Raw genomic sequence first — 19,850 nt, forward strand, 5'->3', positions numbered from 1 at the left:
TAGCCAAGGGGTTGATTTATCACAGCAATTTAGCTGGGCTAGGGACAATACCATAATACCTAAACCACCGTCTTGTGCCTCGCTATGCAGGTGCGCAGCACATCGTCCATCGGCTTGCCCCACCAATCGTTGGAGAATATCTCGATCTCGGAATAGCCGCCAAAGCCCTGCGCTTCGACCGCTTGACGCACCGATCTGATGTCGATGACGCCGTCGCCAATCATGCCGCGGTCGTTGAGGATGTCCCTGGTCGGCACCAGCCAATCGCAGACGTGAAAGGCCAGCAGGCGATCCTTGCCGGCCCGCGCGATCTGCCCCATCAGCTCCGGGTCCCACCAGATGTGATAGACATCGAGCGCGACGCCGAGCATGCCGCTGCGGGCAGGATCGAGCCGATCGCAGATATCGAGCGCCTGCTTCGTCGTGTTCACGCAGGCGCGATCGGCCGCATAGGCTGGATGTAGCGGCTCGATGGCCAGCGGCAGCTTTGCCTGTCGCGCATAGTCGAGCATCTCGGCCAGCGCCTCTTCGACCTGTCCGCGCGCTGCCGCGATGTCCTTCGACGCCTCGCTGCCGGGCCGCGAATATTGCGGCAAGCCGCCGACGACGAGGACGATGCAGGGCGCGCCCAACGCCTTGGCTTCGTCGACGCAGCGCTTGTTGTCGTCGCGCACTTCACTTCGGCGCGATGCGTCCGAGGTGAACATGCCGCCGCGGCAATAGCCCGACAATTCGAGACCGGCATCACGCACCGCGCGCGCGGCACGGTCGAGACCGACGGTCGCGACCTGGTCGCGCCAGGGATCGATGGCGCGAATACCGTGCTTTGCGCAGGCATCGATGATCGCGACGAGGTCACCCTGCTTGCGGACGGTCGCCGTGTTGAGCGACAGCCAGCGGTGGTCGGACGAGAAATCGCGCATCAGGATTCGATACCGTGGATGGCGAGCACGGTCTTCATCCGCTGCGTCGCGAGTTCAGGGTTGGCGAGCAGGCCCGCCTTGTCGGCCAGACGGAACAGCTCGGCCAGATGCAGCGTGGAGCGCGTACTCTCCTGCCCGCCGACCATGGTGAAATGGTCCTGGTGGCCGTTGAGATACGCCATGAACACCACGCCGGTCTTGTAGAACCGCGTCGGCGCCTTGAAGATATGGCGCGACAGCGGCACGGTCGGCCCCAGCACGTCGTGAAAACCGGCTTCGTCGCCGGCCGCCAGCCGCGACAGCGCGTAGGATGCTGCCGGCGCGATTGCGTCGAAAATGCCGAGCAGTGCGTGGGAAAAGCCCTGCTCGTCCCCGGCGATCAGTTCCGCGTAATTGAAATCGTCGCCGGTGTACATCTTGATGCGCTTGTCGAGGCGGCGGCGCATGTCGATCTCGCGCTGCTTGTCGAGCAGCGAAACCTTGACGCCGTCGACCTTGGCGGCGTTGCCGTTGATGATGGCGACGGCCGTATCCATCGCCCGGTCGAGATCACCCGTGCCCCAATAGCCCGTCAGCGCCGGATCGAACATGTCGCCGAGCCAGTGGATGATCACGGGCTCGCGGACCTGCGATAGCACGCGATCGTAGACCTTGGCATAGTCGTCGGCGTTGCGGCCGAGCTTGGCCAGCGCGCGCGAGGCCATCAGGATGATGCGGCCACCAACCTTCTCCACCGCCGATATCTGCTCTTCATAAGCGCGGATCACGTCGTCGAGGCTCCTGGCATCCTCGACCGCGAGATGATCGGTGCCCGCGCCGGAGAACACCAGCGCGTTGCGGCGCCTGGCCGCGCCGACCGAGCGCGTGATCAGCTCCAGCGAGGTCGGCCAGTCCAGCCCCATTCCGCGTTGCGCGGTGTCCATGGCTTCTGCAACGCCGAGGCCAAGGTCCCAGACGTGCTCACGGAAGGCGATGGTCTTGTCCCAGTCGACGGCAGCCGACAGCCAGGGATCGTTGTCGGCGAAGGGATCGACGACCGTGTGAACGGCCGAGAAGGCAATACGATTCAGCGTGCCTTCAAGCTTGGCGGGGAACGTGCGCGACGCCGCGAGCCGGTAGGTCTCGATGGATCGATCGGCCTTCGGCAGCTTGAGCGACAAGGAGGACATGGGTTGGACGGGCTTATTCATGGTTCTGACCTCTCCCCGGCACTGCGAGGAGCGAAGCGACGAAGCAATCCAGAACCGTCGCCGCCGAGGGACGCTGGATTGATTCGCTTCGCTCGCAATGACGACTTGGCAAACATCGCGACTTATCCAATTGACTTCAGACCTTGATCGGGGCGACGTCGATCCAGCGCCGCTCCTTCCAGCTCTTCAGCGCGCATTCGGCGAGCTGTACGCCCTTGACGCCTTCGAGCAGCGTGAACTTGTAGGGTGCATCCTCGTAAACGTGGCGGATGAACATCTCCCACTGCTCCTTGAAGCCGTTGTCGTAAGCGACGTTGTCGGGCAGCTTCTGCCAGTCGCCGTAGAAATCGTGCAGGCGCTTCTCGTCGGGATTCCAGACCGGCCTCGGGGTCGCCTGCCGCGCCTGGATCATGCAGTCGGTGAGGCCCGCGACCGCCGAGCCGTGGGTGCCGTCGACCTGGAAGGTGACGAGGTCGTCGCGATAGACGCGGGTGACCCAGGACATGTTGATGTGGGCGATGACGCCGCCCTCGAGCTGGAAGGTGGCATAGGCGGAATCGTCTGCCGTCGCCTTGTACTTCTTGCCCTGCTCGTCAAAGCGCTCGGGGATGTCGGTGTTGCCGATACAGACCACGCTCTGGACGTTGCCGAAGAGGTTGTCGAGCACGTAGCGCCAGTGGCAGACCATGTCGAGGATGATGCCGCCGCCGTCCTCGTCGCGATAGTTCCAGGACGGCCGCTGCGCCTCCTGCCAGCCGCCTTCGAACACCCAATAGCCGAACTCGCCGCGCACCGAGAGGATACGGCCGAAGAAGCCGGAATCGCGCAGGAAGGCGATCTTCTTGAGGCCCGGCAGAAACAGCTTGTCCTGCACCGTGCCGTGCTTGACACCCTTCGAGTTGGCAAGTTTGACGACTTCGAGCGCCTCCTCGAAATTGGTCGCGATCGGCTTCTCGCAATAGACGTGCTTGCCGGCATTGATGGCCTGGGTCAGCAGACCGGGGCGTGCCTGCGTGGTCGCGGCGTCGAAGAACATGGTGTCGTTCTTGTCGGCCAGCGCGGCATCGAGGTCGGTGGTCCAGCGCGTGATGTTGAAGCGCTTGGCGAGCGCCTCGATTTTCTCCGCGCTGCGGCCGACCAGGATCGGATCGGGCATGATGCGGTCGCCATTCTTGAGGCGGACACCACCCTGGTCGCGGATCGCGACGATCGAGCGGATCAAATGCTGGTTGAGCCCCATGCGGCCGGTGACGCCGTTCATGATGAGACCGAGGCGTTGGGTGGTCATGCCGGATACTCCTGAAGTGATTTCGGCTGTTCGAGCGGACGAAGCGCCGACCAGTCCGGATGGACCGACGTCGCAAAGCCCGTTGTGTTGAGCGACCCCGTCAGGAGATCGCCGTCGTGAATCGAGAGGCGGATGCCCTGCCCGGCATCGGCGTAGAGATCGGGATGCGCGGCGGCGAAGGCCGCAGCCTCCGTGGCCGGCGCGTCGCCGAAGCCGTCGACGTAGTGATGGCCGTTGCGCTCGGCATGGGTGACGCCGATGAGAGCGCCGAGCGCGAGATCCTGCTGCACGGCGAGGCCCGCCTGGCAGGTGAGGTCCTCGCCGGTGACGAAGAACCGCTCGCCGCCCGCGCTCCACTTCGCAGCCCGGGTCGCGTTGATGATGGACTTGTAGAGACCCTTGCAGGATTTTGAGGATATGCCGCGATAGCCGAGCGCCCGCGCCGCCGGGAATGCATCGTAGGAATCGTCGGCCTCGTCGATGATGAAGCCGTGCGCGGCCAACGCGCCAAGCGGCGATTGCCGCATGATGTCGCGCGGCATCGGCTGCTCGACATAGAGCAGGCGGGTGGCGATCGGGCGCAGCGCGGCGTCATGATCGAGCCGGTTCATCAGCGCCTGCAACGCGGCGAGATCGGCGTACTGCTCGTTGGCATCGAGCGTCACCTTGTAGTCGTGTCCCGTCGTAGCGAGCTCCTCGCCGATACGGGCAAGGCGCGCCGCGTCGGCTGTGGGATCGCCCGACAGCTTGAGCTTGAAGTAACGTGCACCGGCGTTCTCGCGCGGGTCGGCGACCCCGCCGTTGCCTTCGATGGGATCATCGAGGCCGACCGTATGCCTGACGGCAACGCGTGGCAGCGGCTTTCGGTGGGCGAGGAACGACGCGAGATCCAATTCCTTCAGATCGGGCGACAACCGCGTATCGATGCCGGCGATGTTACCGACCATTCCGTCGAAGAAGCTGGTCTCGGCGGCACGAAGCAGCGCGTCGAGGATCGCCTTGTCGATCTCCGCCGGGCCATAAGCCGCTGCAAGCGGCGGAATGTTGCTTTTCGCGCAGGTCGCGACCTGGGCGCCGACGCACGAAGCATGAAGATCGAACGCGGTCTGGAATCCGGTCTGCGACAGATACAGTCCGCTCGCGATCTCGAGCGACCGACGCAGCCCGTCGACCGTCTCCGCCGGCGACAGCTCCGGCCGCTTGTCGAACCATTTCGGCACCAACAACTCGGCGCTGGCGCCGACCGCAACGCCCCTGCCCTCCACCTCGATCTCGGCCCGCACGAACAGCTGAGGCGTCGCGTTGATCGTGATGGCACCGAAGCGGAACGGCCGCGCAAACTGCACGGGACGCTCGAAGAAGGCGATGTCTCGCAGCTTCAGGCGCACGGACGTGGTCCCAAGACGAGCGTCATGCCCGGGCCTGTCCCGGGCATCCACGTTCTTTGTCGCGCGTGGCAAGGCGTGGATGGCCGGGACAAGCCCGGCCATGACGACCGAGAGATTGGAACCTGTCCATCGTCCTAGTCCAATGCCCCTTGTGAAAAGAAATGCTTGCGGATGCGCTGCACGAGTTCGGTAAACACCGGGTCGGCCATCACATCCAGCGAGCGCGGGCGCGGCAGCGGCACGTCGTAGATCGCAGCGATCGCGCCGGGACGTTCGGTCATCACGAGCACACGGTCGGCGAGGAACACGGCTTCCGGAATCGAGTGCGTGATCAGGAGCACAGTCTTCCTGGTCTCGCGCTGAATCCGCATCAGCTCGACATTCATCCGCTCGCGCGTCAGCGCGTCCAGCGCGCCGAACGGCTCGTCCATCAGCATGATCCTGGGATCGTGCACCAGGGCGCGGCAGATCGAGGCGCGCTGCTGCATGCCGCCCGAGAGCTGCCAGGGCAGCTTCTTCTCGAAGCCTTCGAGCCCGACCATCTTCAACAGCGCCCTGGCGCGTGCAAGATATTCGTCCCGCGGCAGCCGCTTCATGTCGATCGGCAGCATCACGTTTTTGAGGATGTTGCGCCAAGGCAAGAGCAGTGCGTTCTGGAAGACGATGCCGACATTGCCGTGCGGCTTCGTCACCTTCTCGCCGTCGACCAGGATTTCGCCTGACGTCGGCGGCAGCAGACCGGAGATCAGCTTCAGCAGTGTGGACTTGCCGCAGCCGCTCGGGCCAACCACGACAAAGAACTCGCCGTCATTAATGTGGAAGTCGAGCGGCCGCAGCGACGGCACGTCGCCGTCGCGGGTCCGGTAGGTCTTCGACACGCCGGACAGCTTGATGCCCGACGAATCGCCGGCGGCCCGGTCGCTCACCAGTCTCAGATGTGCGGCCGGCTGCGCGGTTTCGCTCATGATCGTCGCAGGTTTCACGAGCCACTCTTCGGAAGATAATCGTTGGTATAGAAGGCCTTCGGGTTCTCCTTGGCCTTGGCGTCAAGCCCGCCATATTCGACCATCAGGTTGACGCTGTCGGTCATGTTCTGGTCGGTGACCTGGAACGGGCGCTTGCCTTTGGTTTCAGCGGTCCGGTAGAGCGGAATCGTCAGCTCGAAGCCCTGCGTCAGCGTGTCGATCTTGCCGCCCTTGGGGTTGGCATCGAGGATCGACTGCGCCGAAGCCTTCGGCTCCTTCTCGGCGGCTTCGACAGCCTTGGTCGTCGCCGACATGAAGCGGCGGACGAGGTCTGCATTGGCCTTCACATAGTCGGTATTGGCGATGATGCCGGACGAAACCATGTTGATGCCGTAGTCGGCGAACTTGATCGGGTAGACGTCCTTGCCGGTGGCGTCCTTGATCTTCATCGACTGGTCCATGACATAGCCGAGCAGGAGATCCGCCTGGCCGTTGATGACGGCGTTGAGCTTGGTCTGGCCATCGCCGGCAACGGTTTTGAAGTCGCTCTCCTTCAGGCCGGTCTTCTTCAGGAACAGCGGCCAGATCTGGGTCATGGAGTCTGCCGGCGTGATCGCCACCGTCTTGCCCTTGATGTCCTCGGGCTTCTTGATGTTCTTGTCGACGAAGCCCATGGCGGACATCGGACTGGTCTGCAGCAGCACGCCGGTCGCAACCACAGGCGCGCCCTTGATCGCGGCGCGCATCATGGTGGGGACGTCGACATAGCCGAAATCGGCGGTCTTGGCGGCAACGGCCTGCGTGGTCGCAGCCGAGCCGCGGCCTTCCTGGATCTCGAGGTCGATGCCCTCGGCCGCGTAGATGCCCTTGGTCTTGCCGTAATAGAACGGCGCGTGCTCGCCGTAGACGTACCAGTTGAGCATCAGCACGACCTTGTCGGCCGCCTGTGCGGGCGAAACTGCAAACGCCATCAGCACCGCCGAGACAGCCCCGATCAACCGCTTCATCATCACTCTCCCTTGTCGTTTGTTGCGTCGGCCGTTCGTGGCCGTTCTTTGCTTCAGTCAGGATGCGAAAATCACGTCCTCGCGCTGGCTGACATGCCAGGGAATAACCAGCTTCTCGATCCGGTCGACGATCCAGAACAGGATCACGCCGAGCAGCGCGAGGATCACCAGGGCTGCAAACATCGTCGGCAGGTCGAAGGTACCGATCGAGCGCTGCATCACGTAACCGATGCCGGAATTGGACCCGACGAACTCGCCGACGACGGCGCCGACCACCGCAAGCGTCACTGACACCTTGAGACCCGAGAAGATCGCGGGCAACGCATGCGGCAGATTCACCGCGCAGAACACCTGGAATCGGTTGCCCTGCATGGCGCGGGCGAGATCGACCATATCGGGATCGACCGATTTGAATCCCTGCACGGCCGAGACCACCACGGGAAAGAAGCCGAGCAGGAACGCCGAGATCACTTTCGGAATGATGCCGAAGCCGAACCAGACCACGAACAGCGGCGCGATCGCGATCTTGGGGACGGATTGCGAGAACACCAGCAGTGGATAGACGTAGCTCTCCACCGTCTTCGAGCCTGCGATCAGCATCGCGACGGGAATGCCGAACAGCGCGGACAGCGCAAAACCACAGACGGTCGCATAGGTGGTCGGCCAGGACTGGCGCAGCAATTCCGGCCAGTCGGTGCGCAGCACGGCGACGACGTCGAGAGGCGACGGGATCTGGTAGGCGGGGATCTTGAATACGCGGATCGCAAGATCCCAGGCGACGACGATGAAGACGAGGAACAGAAAAGGCCGCACCCAGGCCGCGTTCAGCATCTTGGACACCGCACCTTGCGGCTTCAGTTCAGCCACGTCTCACTCCCGGCATTCTTCTTCGTTCTCGGGAGAAATTAACCCGTTGGATAAATACTGTCCAGAGCTTTCCGTGTGACGTTTTGCGGCGGTTCCGGTGGATGAATGGAGATGGAGGTAGCTTCTGTGTCCCGGACGCGCTGCAGCGCGAAGCGTTGCTGCGCAGAGCCGGGATCCAGAAAAAGCGGCACGATAGATTGCGGCGACGTGGACCCCGGAGTGCCGATAAACTCAGTGTCATCCCCGCGGACGAGGGGAATCCAGCACGCTGCGGCTTCGCGGCCCAACCACAGCCGCCCCTGGAATAATGGACGCCCCCTCGCGATGAGGGCGGAGAGTTTGGCTACACCGTCTGCGCCACCGCGGCGCGCGACTTCGGTGCCTTCGCGATCTCGATCAGCGCCACGGATTGTCCCGTCAGCGCAGCGAGCACGAGGCCGACCATATGCGCCAGCCGCTCGTCCTTGGCCTTCTTGTCCAGGAGATCGCGGCCGAAGATCACGCTGAGGGTCGCCGAGTTCGAGAGATAGAAGAAGCACAGCCCCGCGATTGAAATGTAGAGCTGCACAGGATCGACCGCGACCTGGAAATCGCCGCTGTCGACGCCGCGGCGCACCACGGTGCGGATCATCTCGACGAAGGGCGAGTGCATCGACTTGACCTTGGTCGATTTCTTAAGGTGCTTGGCGCGCGCGAGGTTTTCGGTCTGCAGCAGCGACAGGAATTCGGGATTGCGCAGGAAGTAATTCCAGGTGAACTCGATCAGGCGCCTGATCGCCTCGGGGGGATCGAGATGCTCGAGATCGAGCCCCCGCTCCTCGCTGCGGATCTTGTCATAGGCGCCTTCGAGCACCGCAAGGTAAAGCTCGTCCTTGTTGCCGACGTGGTAGTAGAGCATGCGCTTATTGGCGCCGGCCTTGGCCGCGATGCGGTCGACGCGCGCGCCGGCGAGGCCATGGGCGGAAAACTCCTGCTTGGCGGCTTCGAGAATGCGCAGCCGCATCCCCTCGGGATCGCGCTGCCATTTCTGGGCTTGTTTCGCCTTTGCCAAACCGGGTACTCGCTGGGGTGTTTACAAGACGCGTGTAACACGGGAGCGCGCATTTGAGAAACGTCGTCATTCAGGGGCGCGCCTCTTGGGCGCGAGCCCGGAATCCATCGCGCGACAGGGCAAGTGGAGGAATGGATTCCGGGCTCGTCGCTTCGCGACGCCTCGGAATGACGGTGATCAATCCACCGGCTTCGGCGAGCGCTCCAGCAGTACCGTCTGAATCCCGCAGGTCCCATTCCGCACCGTCACGATCCGCGTGCCCGGCTTGCGGCCATTGCGGACCTCGGTGACGTCGAGGCCGGCGGCGATCAGTCGGGCGCGGGTGGCGTCGATGTCGGCAACCCGCCAGCTCAGGCCCCATAGACGGTCATGCGCGAGGTCACCCCCGGCGACCGGCCGGCGCACCACCTCGACGATGAGGTCGCCGCAGCGGAAGAACATCAGCTGGCCCCAATCCTGGTGCGAGCGGTCGAGCGCCAGATCGAGGCCGAGCCGTGCGCCGTAGAGCGCGGCGGCGCTTTCGGAATTCTCGGTGGTGATCACGACGTGATCGAGCGCGTCGATCGGCGCGACGTCGGTCGCTGACGAAAGCGGACGCTCGTCGGCCAGCTCGAGGAAGAACATGCGCACGCCGCGCGTGAGTTCCGTGGCGGCGCGCGTGCGCTTCCAGTGCAGGACATTGCCTGTTTCCGAATCGCTGCTCTCGACCTCGGCGACCGGGTCCGGGCTCAACGCCACCCGGCCCAGACGCCGGTGCATTTTGCTCATGTCCGCAACACGAAAGCACAAACTGGCGAGCAAGCCCTCCTGGTCGCCCAGCAGCGCGCGCATGCGATCGGCGGTCACGCTGAAACCGCTCGGCGCCATCAACTCGATCGTCATGTTCTCGAGGGTGAACAGCACCCGGTCGGCACCCTCGCCCGAGTTCTGCCAGGCCGGGGCGCGGGCGAGCAGCGTCTGGTAGGCCGCCTTGGCCGCACCGATATCCCGGACCAGAGCGACGACGTGATCGAGGCCGGTGATCATATCTCCCCCTTTGATCGACACTTGTGGTGACCCGGAACCAATGCGCCGCAACACGGCGTTTGTCCGGGCTTGGCATTGCCCGGTGATGGTCGTATTCCGGCCCCATGCTGACCTCAAGCGCTTGGGGCGGCAGATTTGCGAATAATTTCAGCGATCCCCGAGCGGAACCGGTGCTACAGTACGCGCGCCGGCCTGGACCACAAAGCGCATGACGGACAAGCAATGCAGGCTCTCTTCATCGGACAGACCTATATCGACGTCGTCTTCATCACCGACCACATGCCGACCGGGGACGAGAAGCACGTGGCCTCGGACTACGCCGTCTCATTCGGCGGCAACGCGGTGACTGCGGCGTTCTGCTGCGCCAAGCTCGGCATCGTGCCGGATCTGATTGCCACCGCGGCCAATGACTGGCTGGGGCGCATGTTCCAGGACATGTGCGCGAAATACGCGATCTCGCTGCATGGGCGGAAGGTCAACCAGTCCTCGCTCTCCTTCATCATGCCCAAGGACGGCAAGCGCGCCATCGTCCGCTGCCGCGACGACGAGCACATCCATCCCTTTCCGATGCTCAATCTCGGCGGCTGCCGCGCGCTGCATGTGGACGGCCACCAGCCGGACGCCGCGCTCCACTATGCCAAGGTCTGCCGCGAGGCCGGCATCTTGACCTCGCTCGACGGCGGCGGCCTGCGCACCAACACGCACGAGCTGCTGGAATATATCGACGTCGCCATCGTTGCCGAGCGCCTGTGCGAGCAGATGGACCTGACGCCGGAGAAGATGCTCGACTACCTCAAGAGCCGCGGCTGCAAGATCGGCGGCATCACCATGGGCGAGAAGGGCCTGCTTTGGTATGACGAGACCGGCACGGTGCAGGTGATGCCGGCGATGCCGATCCCGCGCGAGCGCGTGATCGACACCAACGGAGCCGGCGACGTCTTCCATGGCGCCTATGTCTATTCCTATCTGGCCCATCCCGGCAAAAGCTGGCGCGAACATTTCGATTTTGCCCGGGCCGCCTCGACCTTCAAGATCCAGCGCCTCGGCAACGAGGCGGGCCTGCCGACGCTTGTCGACATCGCCAAGGTCCGGCACGAGTTCGAGGTCAGGGTTTAGCGTTCACTGGGGTTTGTCATGGGGCGCGTCTTCGTCGCCGGCAGCATCAACATGGATGTGGTGGCGACCGCCGATCGCCACCCGCGCGTCGGCGAGACCGTCGCCGGCCGCGAGGTGCTGTATTTTCCGGGCGGCAAGGGCGCGAACCAGGCGGTGGCGGCGTCGCGGCTCGGCGCGAAGACCACGCTGATCGGCCGGCTCGGCAAGGATTCCTTTGGCGCCGAGCTGAGGACGTTCCTTTCCGCGCAAGGCATCGACCTCGGCTCGGTGCGCGACACCGACACGCATACCGGCACGGCGATCATCACCGTCGCCAAGGCCGACAACACCATCGTTGTCATCCCCGGCAGCAATGCGCTGGTCGGTGCGGATGACGTCGCGGACGTGCCGCTGGCCAAAGGCGATGTCGCGGTCAGCCAGTTCGAAATCCCGCTGCCGACGATCACTGCATTCTTCCGTCGCGCGCGCGAGACCGGCGTCGTCACCGTGCTCAACCCGGCGCCGGCGCAGATGATGCCGCGCGAGCTGCTCGCGCTGGTCGACATCCTGGTGGTAAACGAGACCGAATTGGGCTTTCTCGCAGGCAGCGAGCTCTCCGACGGCGACGAGGCCGCAAGGATCGTCGATGTCGCGCGACAGCTACAGGCGCGCGCCGACCAGACCATCTGCGTCACCCTCGGCAAGCGCGGCGTGCTGGTACTGGCTGGACGCGAGGAAATTGCGGTGCCCGCCCGCGCGGTGAAGGTGATCGACACCACCGGCGCCGGCGATTGTTTTGTCGGCGCGCTCGCGGCGCGACTCGCCGACGGTGCGCCCGTGCGTGCCGCCCTCGCCTTTGCCAACGCCGCCGCCTCGATCAGCGTGCAGCGCATGGGCGCGGGGCCGTCGATGCCGACGGCCGCGGAGGTGGCGGCAGTGTTGTCAGCGGCCTAAGCCAGCGCGCTCTTCAGATCGAAGCTTTCATCCGCGGCCTGCGCCGGCGTGATCGAGCGGTTCATGCCCTGCAGGCGGCGGCCGAACATGTGATCACCGGCGCGGTTGATGGATTCGATGCCGAGCAGCTTGTCGCCCTTGTAGCAGAACGCGGAAAACGCCTTGCTCGCGGCGCTGCCGCGCAGCACGACGCGGTCGTAGCCGGTGGTGAGGCCCGAGATCTGGAGCTTGTCGTCGCCCTGGTCGCTCCAGAACCAGGGATGGCTGTCATAGGGCTTGCTGTCGCCGGTCAGGCGGCCTGCGAGGCAGCGGGCGTGGTCGGTGGCGTTCTGCACCGATTCCAGCCGCAGCGATCCGCCGAAGCGCGGGCTGGCGAACAGCGCGCAGTCGCCGATCGCGGAGATGTCGGGATCGGCCGTCGCAAGATATTCGTCGACGACGATGCCGGCGGCGACCGGCAGCCCGGCTTCCGCCGCGAGCTCGATGTTCGGCAGTACGCCGACGCCGACGACGACGAGGTCGGCGGGCAGATGCCGGCCGTCGCTCAAGGACACGCCGGTGACCTTGTCGCCCTCCGCCTCGATTGAAGTCGCCTGCACCCCGAGGTGAATGCGGATGCCGGCCTCGCGGTGGCGTTCTTGAAAATATTCCGAGACCTCCGCCGTCACCGCGCGCGCCATCACGCGCGGGGCCAGCTCGAGCACGTCGACCTCGAGGCCCTTGATCCGGGCGGTCGCCGCGAATTCCAGCCCGATGAAGCCGGCGCCAATCACGACGACCCGTGTCTTCGACGGCATGATCGCGCGCAACGCCTCGCTCTCGTCGAGGATGCGCAGATATTTCACGTCGGGCAGATTGGCGTTGGGCAGATCGAGCAGCCGGTTGCGCGCGCCGGTGGCCAGCACGAGATGGCCGTAGGCCAGCGTCTCGCCCGAGGCGAGCAGCACCTTGTGGCCGGCACGGTCGATCGACACGGCGCGCCCCGCGATCAGCTCGATCTTCTGGTCCTGGTAGAATTTCTCGGGCCGGAACATCAGGCTCTCAGGGCCGGCCGAGCCCTTGATATAGGCCTTGGACAAAGGCGGCCGCTGATAGGGCAGATGCGCCTCGTCGTTGATCAGGCAGATGCGCTCGGCAAAGCCCGCCTGGCGCAGCGATGCCGCGACCTGATAGCCGCCATGGCCGGCACCGACGATGATCACCGGACCATTGCTCATCGAACAGCCCATTTCCGGAAGACACGAGCGTAACCCATGTCGTCTCCCCTCTCGCTGATTTTGATTGCTGACCTTACGAGGAGCCGGCGCTCGTGTCCGTCCCTTGGAAAAGGCCCGTTCATTTGACCCTATCGTTTCGCCCCGCGCAAGAGCGGCGGTCGGGGATTGTCACTCCTGCCCTTCTGCGATTTAGTTGCAGCAATGACCTCCTGCCGGGGATTTCCAAATGACCGCTCCCATCTCCCAGCCCGATGATCCCGCCCTGCTGCGGATCGACGGCCCGATCGCGACCATCACGCTGAACCGTCCCACAGCCTACAATTCCATCAATCTCGCCATCGCGCAGAAGCTCGAGCAGCTCGCGGCCTATCTCGAAGGTGCGGACGACATCAAGGTCCTGGTGATCGAGGGCGAAGGCCGTGCGTTCTCGGCCGGCGGCGATCTGCAGACGATCGGGGCGGCCGCCGAAGCGGGCACGGTGACTCCCGTGGTCGGCGAGCTCCTGAAGCACTACCACGCCTTCATCGAGATCATCCGGCGCATGCCGAAGATCTCGCTCTCCAGCGTGCACGGCTCGGCCGCCGGCGCCGGCATGGGCCTCGCCTTCGTCACCGATCTCTGCATCGCCGCCGACGACGCCAGGTTCACACCCGCTTATGCCAAGATCGGGGTGTCGCCGGATGGCGGCTCGACGGTCGGCATCGTCGGCACGGTGGGCTCCCGCCGCGCGCTGCAGATCTTCCTGTCCGAGGACAATTTTACCGCACAGCAGGCCTATGAATGGGGCCTCGTCGCCAAGACCGTCCCGGCCGCTGAACTGAAGGCGGCGACCCGACAACTCGCCGAGCGGCTGGCGCAGAACCCGCCGGCCGCAATCGCCGGCACCAAATCGCTGGTCTACCAGGCCGCCACCACGCCGGTGAAGCAGCAGCTCGACGCCGAGGAGCACAAGATCGTCATGGCGATGAACACGGACGAATTCCGTGCCGCCGTGAAGAAATTCACGAGCAAGTCGAAGTGACGCCCACGCGGACGTTCTACGGCCTTCGTCACGGAGCGACCGACTGGAATCGCGAAGGCCGTTTCCAGGGGCGGACCGACAATCCCCTGAACGAGGACGGCCTCCGGCAGGCACACGAGGCCGTGGACATGCTGCGCGGCGCCGGCATCAGCCGCATCGTCGCAAGCCCCCTGGCCCGCGCGGCGCGAACGGCCGAGATCATCGCGGCCGCGATCTCGGTGCCGCTGGCGATCGACGACGGCATCATCGAGTTCGATTTCGGGAGCTTCGAGGGCCTGCCCGTTCGGGACCTCATGATCAGGCACGGCGTCAATTCGGCGACGGGCCTCGTCTCGATTCTGCCGGCCGACGGCGAGAGCTGGGACGCCATGACGGAACGGTCGCTGGCTTGCGTCTCCACCTGGCTCGACCGTCATCCCGGCGACGATCTCCTGTTCGTCTGCCATGACGCGGTGATGCAGGGGATGGCCAACGCGCTGTCCGGCAGCTACTTCAGGAATAGCCACGGCACGCCATTTCGCTACGCGCGCGACGGCGCGCAATGGCGCGTCGAGCAAGTCTTTACCTAGGATAGGCAGCGACAGCACGCCGGCCTGCGAAGCGATAATGCGCCGCCGCAGCCACGGCCGCCAACCTCCGCATGGATCGTGCAATCACCGCCTCCCCCTGTTTAATCGCCCGCCGCTTGTGCGGTCTGGGGGGCTCGTGGTTCGGTCAGCTCGTCTCGGTCTTCCCGGTTCTCTGCATGAAGTCGAAATCGCAGCCCTCGTCGGCCTGCATGATGGTCTCGTTGAACAGCCAGGCATAGCCGCGCCGTGCTTCCTCGGGTGCTGCGGCCGGCTTCAAGGCGGCACGCCGGCGCTCCAGCTCGGCCGCATCGACCAAGAGCTCGATGCTGCGCCTGGCCACATCCAGGCTGATCATGTCGCCGTTCTGCACCAGCGCCAGCGGGCCGCCCACGGCGGATTCCGGCGTGATATGCAGCACGATGGTGCCGAACGCGGTGCCGCTCATGCGTGCATCGGAAATGCGCACCATGTCCTTGGTGCCGCCGCGCGCCAGCTTCTTCGGGATCGGCAGGTAGCCGGCCTCCGGCATGCCCGGCGCGCCCTTGGGGCCGGCGTTGCGCAGCACCAGCACGTCGTCGGAGTTCACGTCGAGCTCGGGATCGTCGACGCGCAAGGTCATGTCCTCGACGGATTCGAACACGACGGCCCGCCCGGTATGCTTCAGCAATTTGGGGCTTGCGGCCGATTGCTTGATGACCGCGCCGCGCGGCGCGAGATTGCCGTGCAGGACGGCAAGCCCGCCTTCCGTCTTGATCGGATTGTCGCGCGACCGGATCGCATCCTGGCCGGGCACGTCTTCCGCATTGGCGACGACATCCCGCAGCGTCTGGCCCGAAATGGTTTTCGCATCGAGATCGACGAGATCGCCGAGCTGCGCCAGCAGTTTCGGCACGCCGCCGGCGTGATGGAAGTGCTCCATGTAGTGCTCGCCGGACGGCTTGAGATCCACCAGCACCGGCACCTCGCGGCCGATCTGGTCGAACACTTCGAGATCGAGCCGATGCGGCGAGCGATGCGCCATCGCGGTCAGGTGGATCAGGCCGTTGGTGGAGCCACCGATCGCCTGAAGCACGACCTGAGCGTTCTTGAAGGACGCAGGCGTCAGAATCTCGCTCGGCTTCGGTCCCTTGGCCTTTGCCATGTCAGCGGCGACCCTGCCGCTCGCCTCTGCCAGACGGAAACGTTCGGCATGCGGCGCCGGGATCGTTGCACTCATCGGCAGTGATAGCCCCATGGCTTCGATCATGCACGCCATGGTGGAGGCCGTGCCCATCACCATGCAGGTGCCGACCGATGGCGCGAGGCGGCCGTTCACCGCTTCGATCTCGACATCATCGATTTCTCCGGCGCGATACTTGCCCCAGAGACGGCGGCAATCGGTGCAGGCGCCCAGCACTTCGCCCTTGTGATGGCCGACCACCATGGGGCCGACGGGAATAACGACGGTCGGCAAATCGGCGCTGATCGCGGCCATCACCTGCGCCGGCAAGGTCTTGTCGCAGCCGCCGATCACGATCACTGAATCCATCGGCTGGGCCCGGATCATCTCCTCGGTGTCCATCGCCATCAAATTGCGCAGATACATCGAGGTCGGATGCGCAAAGCTCTCGGCGATCGAGATGGTCGGAAACACGAACGGCATCGCGCCGGAGAGCATCACGCCGCGCTTGGCGGCCTCGATGATCTGCGGGACGTTGCCGTGGCAGGGATTATAATCGCTATAGGTGTTGGTGATGCCGACGATCGGGCGCTCGAGCGCGTCGTCGGAGTAGCCCATGGCCTTGATGAACGCCTTGCGCAGGAACAACGAGAAGCCGGCATCGCCGTAGCTGGTCAGACCCTTGCGCAACCCACTCGTCATCATGCCACTCCATCGGTTGCCATCGTGGTACAGATCGCCAAGGTCTCGTGCAATCGCGGCGCCAGCATGAGCGCATGATCCAGGCTTCGGACTGCGGGTGAGCTGGGCGCTGCACGAGCCTGATCGCTCGGATATGGCACAGATGCGGTGATGGAGCGGATCGCGCCGCCGTTGGCCTGGATGCCCAAATCGAGCGTCCCCGGTCGACTTGAAGTGGACCCGATCAGCCGCGACATTTGAACGCAACTAAGAATGACTTGCAACAATTGACCCTGCTCTCGACGCGCGGGATAGTCTTGCGAATGATTGGCATTTGCATACAGACGCGGGGGAGAGCTATTCCCCGCACAGGACCTCGGGTCGGGGATGTATCGTCCGTGATCGGGAAATCCAGCTATCCACGCGCCGTAGCGGTGACCGCGGTCCTGGCCGGTCTGATGGCGAACTGCGGCTCGGCCTTCGCCGAGGACAGGCCGAGGCGGGCGCCCCTCGCTCTGAGGAACGAAGGTGTCTCCAAGCCGGCGCCAGCGCTACCGTCAGCTCACACGGAAATCGACACCGAGCATATCTTCGGCTTCAGCATGGGCTCCGATATCGGCAAGCCGGGCGAAATCGAGGTGGAGTTCGAGAACGTCGGCGCGTTCGGCAAACGCTCGGGCTCATACGCGGCCTGGGCCGGACTCAATCAGGCCAAGTTCACGCTGTCGGATAATTTCCGGATCGCACCTGGATTTGCGCTGAACGGCCATCGCATCAATGGCGTCGCCGGCCTCTCCGATCATCGCGACGTGGCCTTCAGCGGCGCAGCGCTCGAATTGCGCTACAAGCTGGTCGATCGCGCCTTTGCGCCCTTTGGACTGACGCTCCACGCGCAACCGGGCTGGGGCCGCATCGACGACGGCAGCGGCCTGCACATCGAGCAATATGGCGGAGAGTTTGCCGCACTGTTCGATCGCGAACTGGTCAAGGACAGGCTGTTTGCCGCGTTCAACGTTTGGTACGCGACCGGGGTGACACGCGAAGCCGCAACCAATCTGTGGCGCCATGATTCCGAGATGCAGCTCCAGACGGCCCTCTCTTACGCAGTCCGTCCCGAACTCGTGCTTGGCCTCGGCCTTCGCTACGCGCGGGCCTATGACGGCGCGGGCCTCGACCGCTTTGTCGGCGATGCGGTGTTCGCAGGCCCCACCTTCTCCTACGCCATCTCAAAGGAGATCGGCATCTCCGGCACCTGGCAGATGCAGGTGGCAGGCCACGCGATCGGCGACCACCGCAGCCTCAACCTCGATCAATTCGAACGCCACCAGGCTTTGTTGCGGCTCAATTTGCATTTTTGATGCGGGTCCCACGTGTGGACTCACGCGAGGCAGCCAGCGGCGCTAAAGATCGTTCAGTGCGTTTAGCCGTTCCCGATCGACGCATCGCCACATCCGGGCTGCCGAGCAGCCGGGCGCCGATCTGAGCGCTGCCGTCGCCATCGACCTCGTGACACCCATCCCGGACGGCCGCTAGGCAGCACGCCCCGTCGCGCGCGTGTCGACCTCGCGTCGCAGAGCCGAACACTCAGCCTGGAATTTCCGCGAGCCTAGCTCGTCAGCTACGAGCTGGGCTGCATGTATCTCCGCTGATGCGCCTCGAACGTCATCATGCGTCAGTTGCAGCTTCGCGATACGCAGCCTCAGCCTGACGGCCTGGACCCGCCCGTCGATGCTCGACCACAACTGTCTGGCCAGGTGCAGATGCCGCAGTGTCGACTCGTAATCGTCGCGCGCACCGGCGAGAACCGATTGCGCTTCGTTCGTCAACGCCCGGATCGAGGGCATCGGCCATCGGTCGGGACTGCCGGAAAGCTCTTCGATCAGTTCCAGGGCCTGCTCATGGCGACCCGTATGCGCGGCGGCGAGCGCGAGATGCGCGAACAATATGCCCCGCCGCTGGAGGGTCCACCAGGTCTTGCCGATCAAGCTACGTTCGAGACTGGCGTACGCCGCTTCGGCCTCACCCCGTTCCAGCAAAAGCATGGCGCGGCCGGGCTCCGGGCACCAGCCGAAGGCGTAGGCCTTGTCATAGGCTTCGAGCGCGGCGTCGTCATTGCCGATGGCAGCATGGATGTCGGCCAGCACGCGATTGGCATCGCCGATCGCCCATGGTGCGTCGCCTGTCAGGCGTGCCAGAGAATCCTGAATGCGCGACAAGGCTTCACCGAGCGAGCCCCTGACGCCGAGCACTTCGGACCGATGGAGCTGGCACGAACCGGTCAATTCCATGCCGCTCTCAGTGCAATATTTCTGGTAGCCCAGCGTCCACTGATCGGCCCTCGCCCAATCCCCAAACATCCGCGCCGCCCACAGGATGTTGCAGTAGAGAATGCCTCCGATGATCGGATCGATATCGCCGGCGGAGAGCGCCATCGCAGCGGCCAGGTCCTGATCCGCCTGTCCCGCTCGCGTATCACCCAGACACAGGCGGTAGAATCCGCGATAAGCAAGGCTCAGTGCTTCGATGCCAACAGCATCCTTGTGCCGGACCATCCCATAGGCGATATCGGCAAGCGAAAGCGCCTGTTCAGGCTCGCCGTCGAACGCTGCGACCTTCGACTTCATCCACAGAGTGAGCGCCGTGGTGGCGGGATCCTCGATCTCGGAGGCCCAATCCTCCGCCCGCGCCAGCCAGCCCTTGGCGATCGCCGCCTGGCCCCGCTCGAAGTGCAAGCCGGAAAGCGTGACGGCGTCGACGACGGCCGCCGGCACATTGCCGGTCCTGGTATGGACGGCAACTGCGCGAGCCAGAAGCGGAAGGGCTGCATCGGCCTTGCCCGTGCATTGTAAAGCCAGCGCCCAATGGTGCAGGTCGGCGCCGTCGAGCGGCCCGGCGCTATCGGCCGCCTCGAACAGCACCGCAGCTTCGCCCCAGGCTTGCGCGGCAACGGCGCGTTGCGCTTGCGCCCGCACGTCCGCGGCTTGCGCGTCAGTCGTATCGAGAGCGGCAACCTTCAGCTCTGATACGCCGTCGAGACAGAAGCGATACCCCCTGCCCGGCATGTTCCGGATGGCGCCATCCAGGCCGCCCTTGCGCAGCACTCCGCGCAGCATGCTCACGGCCCGCTGCAGGGAATTATCGGTGACGGTCACATCAGGCCAGAGGGTATCGAGCAGTTCTTCCTTGGTTACGACCCGGTCCCGGTTGCGCGTCAGATAGACCAACAGATCGAAGACACGCGGCTGCAACGGGACTTCCCGCTGCGCGTGCAGAAGCGCGCGGCCCGCTTCGTCGAGCTCGAAGGGTCCAAACCTGAGGGTCATGTCGTTATGTCCACGAGAAACGGAAAAGGTTCAGGCAAGGATCAGCCAATGATCAGGCGCCGGTCAGGACGATCAGCGCCGGCGGCGCCTATAGCTCCTCACGGCCTTCGGTCACGACCGACCGAC

The 19,850-nt window shown here is 64.6% G+C and carries 17 protein-coding genes; 5 read left to right on the forward strand and 12 right to left on the reverse strand.

What is annotated here, in order from left to right:
• Positions 1–59: 59 nt before the first annotated feature.
• The 9 genes from JQ580_RS19570 to JQ580_RS19610 form a co-directional block, all read right to left on the reverse strand.
• Positions 60–923 carry a sugar phosphate isomerase/epimerase family protein gene (locus tag JQ580_RS19570; RefSeq protein ID WP_212281863.1) on the reverse strand — a complete coding sequence of 288 codons (864 nt, stop codon included), beginning with the start codon at positions 921–923 and terminating at the stop codon, positions 60–62.
• Entirely contained in the window at positions 923–2,113 is a 1,191-nt protein-coding gene (locus JQ580_RS19575; protein ID WP_212281864.1) for a dihydrodipicolinate synthase family protein, read from the reverse strand. Before JQ580_RS19575 ends, JQ580_RS19570 begins: the two co-directional genes overlap by 1 nt.
• A 136-nt stretch (positions 2,114–2,249) precedes the next feature.
• Positions 2,250–3,401, reverse strand: a complete 1,152-nt coding sequence (locus JQ580_RS19580) for a Gfo/Idh/MocA family protein (protein ID WP_212281865.1) — start codon at positions 3,399–3,401, stop codon at positions 2,250–2,252.
• The gene (locus JQ580_RS19585; protein WP_249134285.1) at positions 3,398–4,891 is read right to left on the reverse strand and encodes an enolase-like domain-containing protein; all 1,494 of its coding nucleotides are present in this window, start codon (positions 4,889–4,891) and stop codon (positions 3,398–3,400) included. The genes JQ580_RS19580 and JQ580_RS19585 overlap by 4 nt, the downstream gene beginning before the upstream one ends.
• A 32-nt stretch (positions 4,892–4,923) precedes the next feature.
• Complete coding sequence (locus tag JQ580_RS19590; RefSeq protein WP_212282109.1) at positions 4,924–5,754, reverse strand: ABC transporter ATP-binding protein; 831 nt, start codon at positions 5,752–5,754, stop codon at positions 4,924–4,926.
• Between the two features lie 14 nt (positions 5,755–5,768).
• Entirely contained in the window at positions 5,769–6,761 is a 993-nt protein-coding gene (locus JQ580_RS19595) for an ABC transporter substrate-binding protein (protein ID WP_212282110.1), read from the reverse strand.
• A 57-nt stretch (positions 6,762–6,818) separates the two neighbouring features.
• Positions 6,819–7,628, reverse strand: a complete 810-nt coding sequence (locus JQ580_RS19600) for an ABC transporter permease (protein WP_212281867.1) — start codon at positions 7,626–7,628, stop codon at positions 6,819–6,821.
• 343 nt (positions 7,629–7,971) lie between these two features.
• On the reverse strand, positions 7,972–8,679 hold the full coding sequence (locus tag JQ580_RS19605; RefSeq protein ID WP_212281868.1) for a TetR/AcrR family transcriptional regulator: 708 nt from the start codon (positions 8,677–8,679) through the stop codon (positions 7,972–7,974).
• A gap of 177 nt (positions 8,680–8,856) precedes the next feature.
• Positions 8,857–9,705, reverse strand: a complete 849-nt coding sequence (locus JQ580_RS19610; RefSeq protein ID WP_212281869.1) for a VOC family protein — start codon at positions 9,703–9,705, stop codon at positions 8,857–8,859.
• Between the two features lie 222 nt (positions 9,706–9,927).
• Here JQ580_RS19610 and JQ580_RS19615 point away from each other — a divergent pair, with 222 nt between their 5' ends.
• Both JQ580_RS19615 and rbsK read left to right on the forward strand, forming a co-directional pair.
• The gene (locus tag JQ580_RS19615) at positions 9,928–10,821 is read left to right on the forward strand and encodes a sugar kinase (protein WP_212281870.1); all 894 of its coding nucleotides are present in this window, start codon (positions 9,928–9,930) and stop codon (positions 10,819–10,821) included.
• A gap of 18 nt (positions 10,822–10,839) precedes the next feature.
• Positions 10,840–11,754: a ribokinase gene (gene rbsK / locus JQ580_RS19620; protein WP_212281871.1), complete on the forward strand. Its 915-nt coding sequence runs from the start codon at positions 10,840–10,842 to the stop codon at positions 11,752–11,754.
• Here the strand turns inward: rbsK and JQ580_RS19625 are convergent.
• Complete coding sequence (locus JQ580_RS19625; RefSeq protein ID WP_212281872.1) at positions 11,751–12,971, reverse strand: NAD(P)/FAD-dependent oxidoreductase; 1,221 nt, start codon at positions 12,969–12,971, stop codon at positions 11,751–11,753. The genes rbsK and JQ580_RS19625 overlap by 4 nt on opposite strands.
• A gap of 226 nt (positions 12,972–13,197) precedes the next feature.
• Between JQ580_RS19625 and JQ580_RS19630 the strand changes: the two genes are divergently transcribed.
• Together JQ580_RS19630 and JQ580_RS19635 are read left to right on the forward strand one after the other, a co-directional pair.
• Positions 13,198–13,992 (forward strand): enoyl-CoA hydratase/isomerase family protein, encoded by a 795-nt coding sequence (locus tag JQ580_RS19630; protein ID WP_212281873.1) that lies wholly within the window; start codon positions 13,198–13,200, stop codon positions 13,990–13,992.
• Entirely contained in the window at positions 13,989–14,561 is a 573-nt protein-coding gene (locus JQ580_RS19635; protein WP_212281874.1) for a histidine phosphatase family protein, read from the forward strand. The genes JQ580_RS19630 and JQ580_RS19635 overlap by 4 nt, the downstream gene beginning before the upstream one ends.
• A 145-nt stretch (positions 14,562–14,706) precedes the next feature.
• Here JQ580_RS19635 and JQ580_RS19640 read toward each other — a convergent pair whose 3' ends face one another.
• Entirely contained in the window at positions 14,707–16,422 is a 1,716-nt protein-coding gene (locus JQ580_RS19640) for an IlvD/Edd family dehydratase (RefSeq protein WP_212282111.1), read from the reverse strand.
• A 377-nt stretch (positions 16,423–16,799) separates the two neighbouring features.
• Between JQ580_RS19640 and JQ580_RS19645 the strand changes: the two genes are divergently transcribed.
• Positions 16,800–17,759 (forward strand): hypothetical protein, encoded by a 960-nt coding sequence (locus JQ580_RS19645; RefSeq protein WP_212281875.1) that lies wholly within the window; start codon positions 16,800–16,802, stop codon positions 17,757–17,759.
• Between the two features lie 171 nt (positions 17,760–17,930).
• Here JQ580_RS19645 and JQ580_RS19650 read toward each other — a convergent pair whose 3' ends face one another.
• Positions 17,931–19,724 (reverse strand): winged helix-turn-helix domain-containing protein, encoded by a 1,794-nt coding sequence (locus tag JQ580_RS19650; protein WP_212281876.1) that lies wholly within the window; start codon positions 19,722–19,724, stop codon positions 17,931–17,933.
• Between the last annotated feature and the right edge of the window lie 126 nt (positions 19,725–19,850).

Origin of the sequence: Bradyrhizobium sp. SZCCT0148, assembly GCF_018129985.1 — a bacterium.
Lineage (GTDB): Bacteria > Pseudomonadota > Alphaproteobacteria > Rhizobiales > Xanthobacteraceae > Bradyrhizobium > Bradyrhizobium japonicum_H.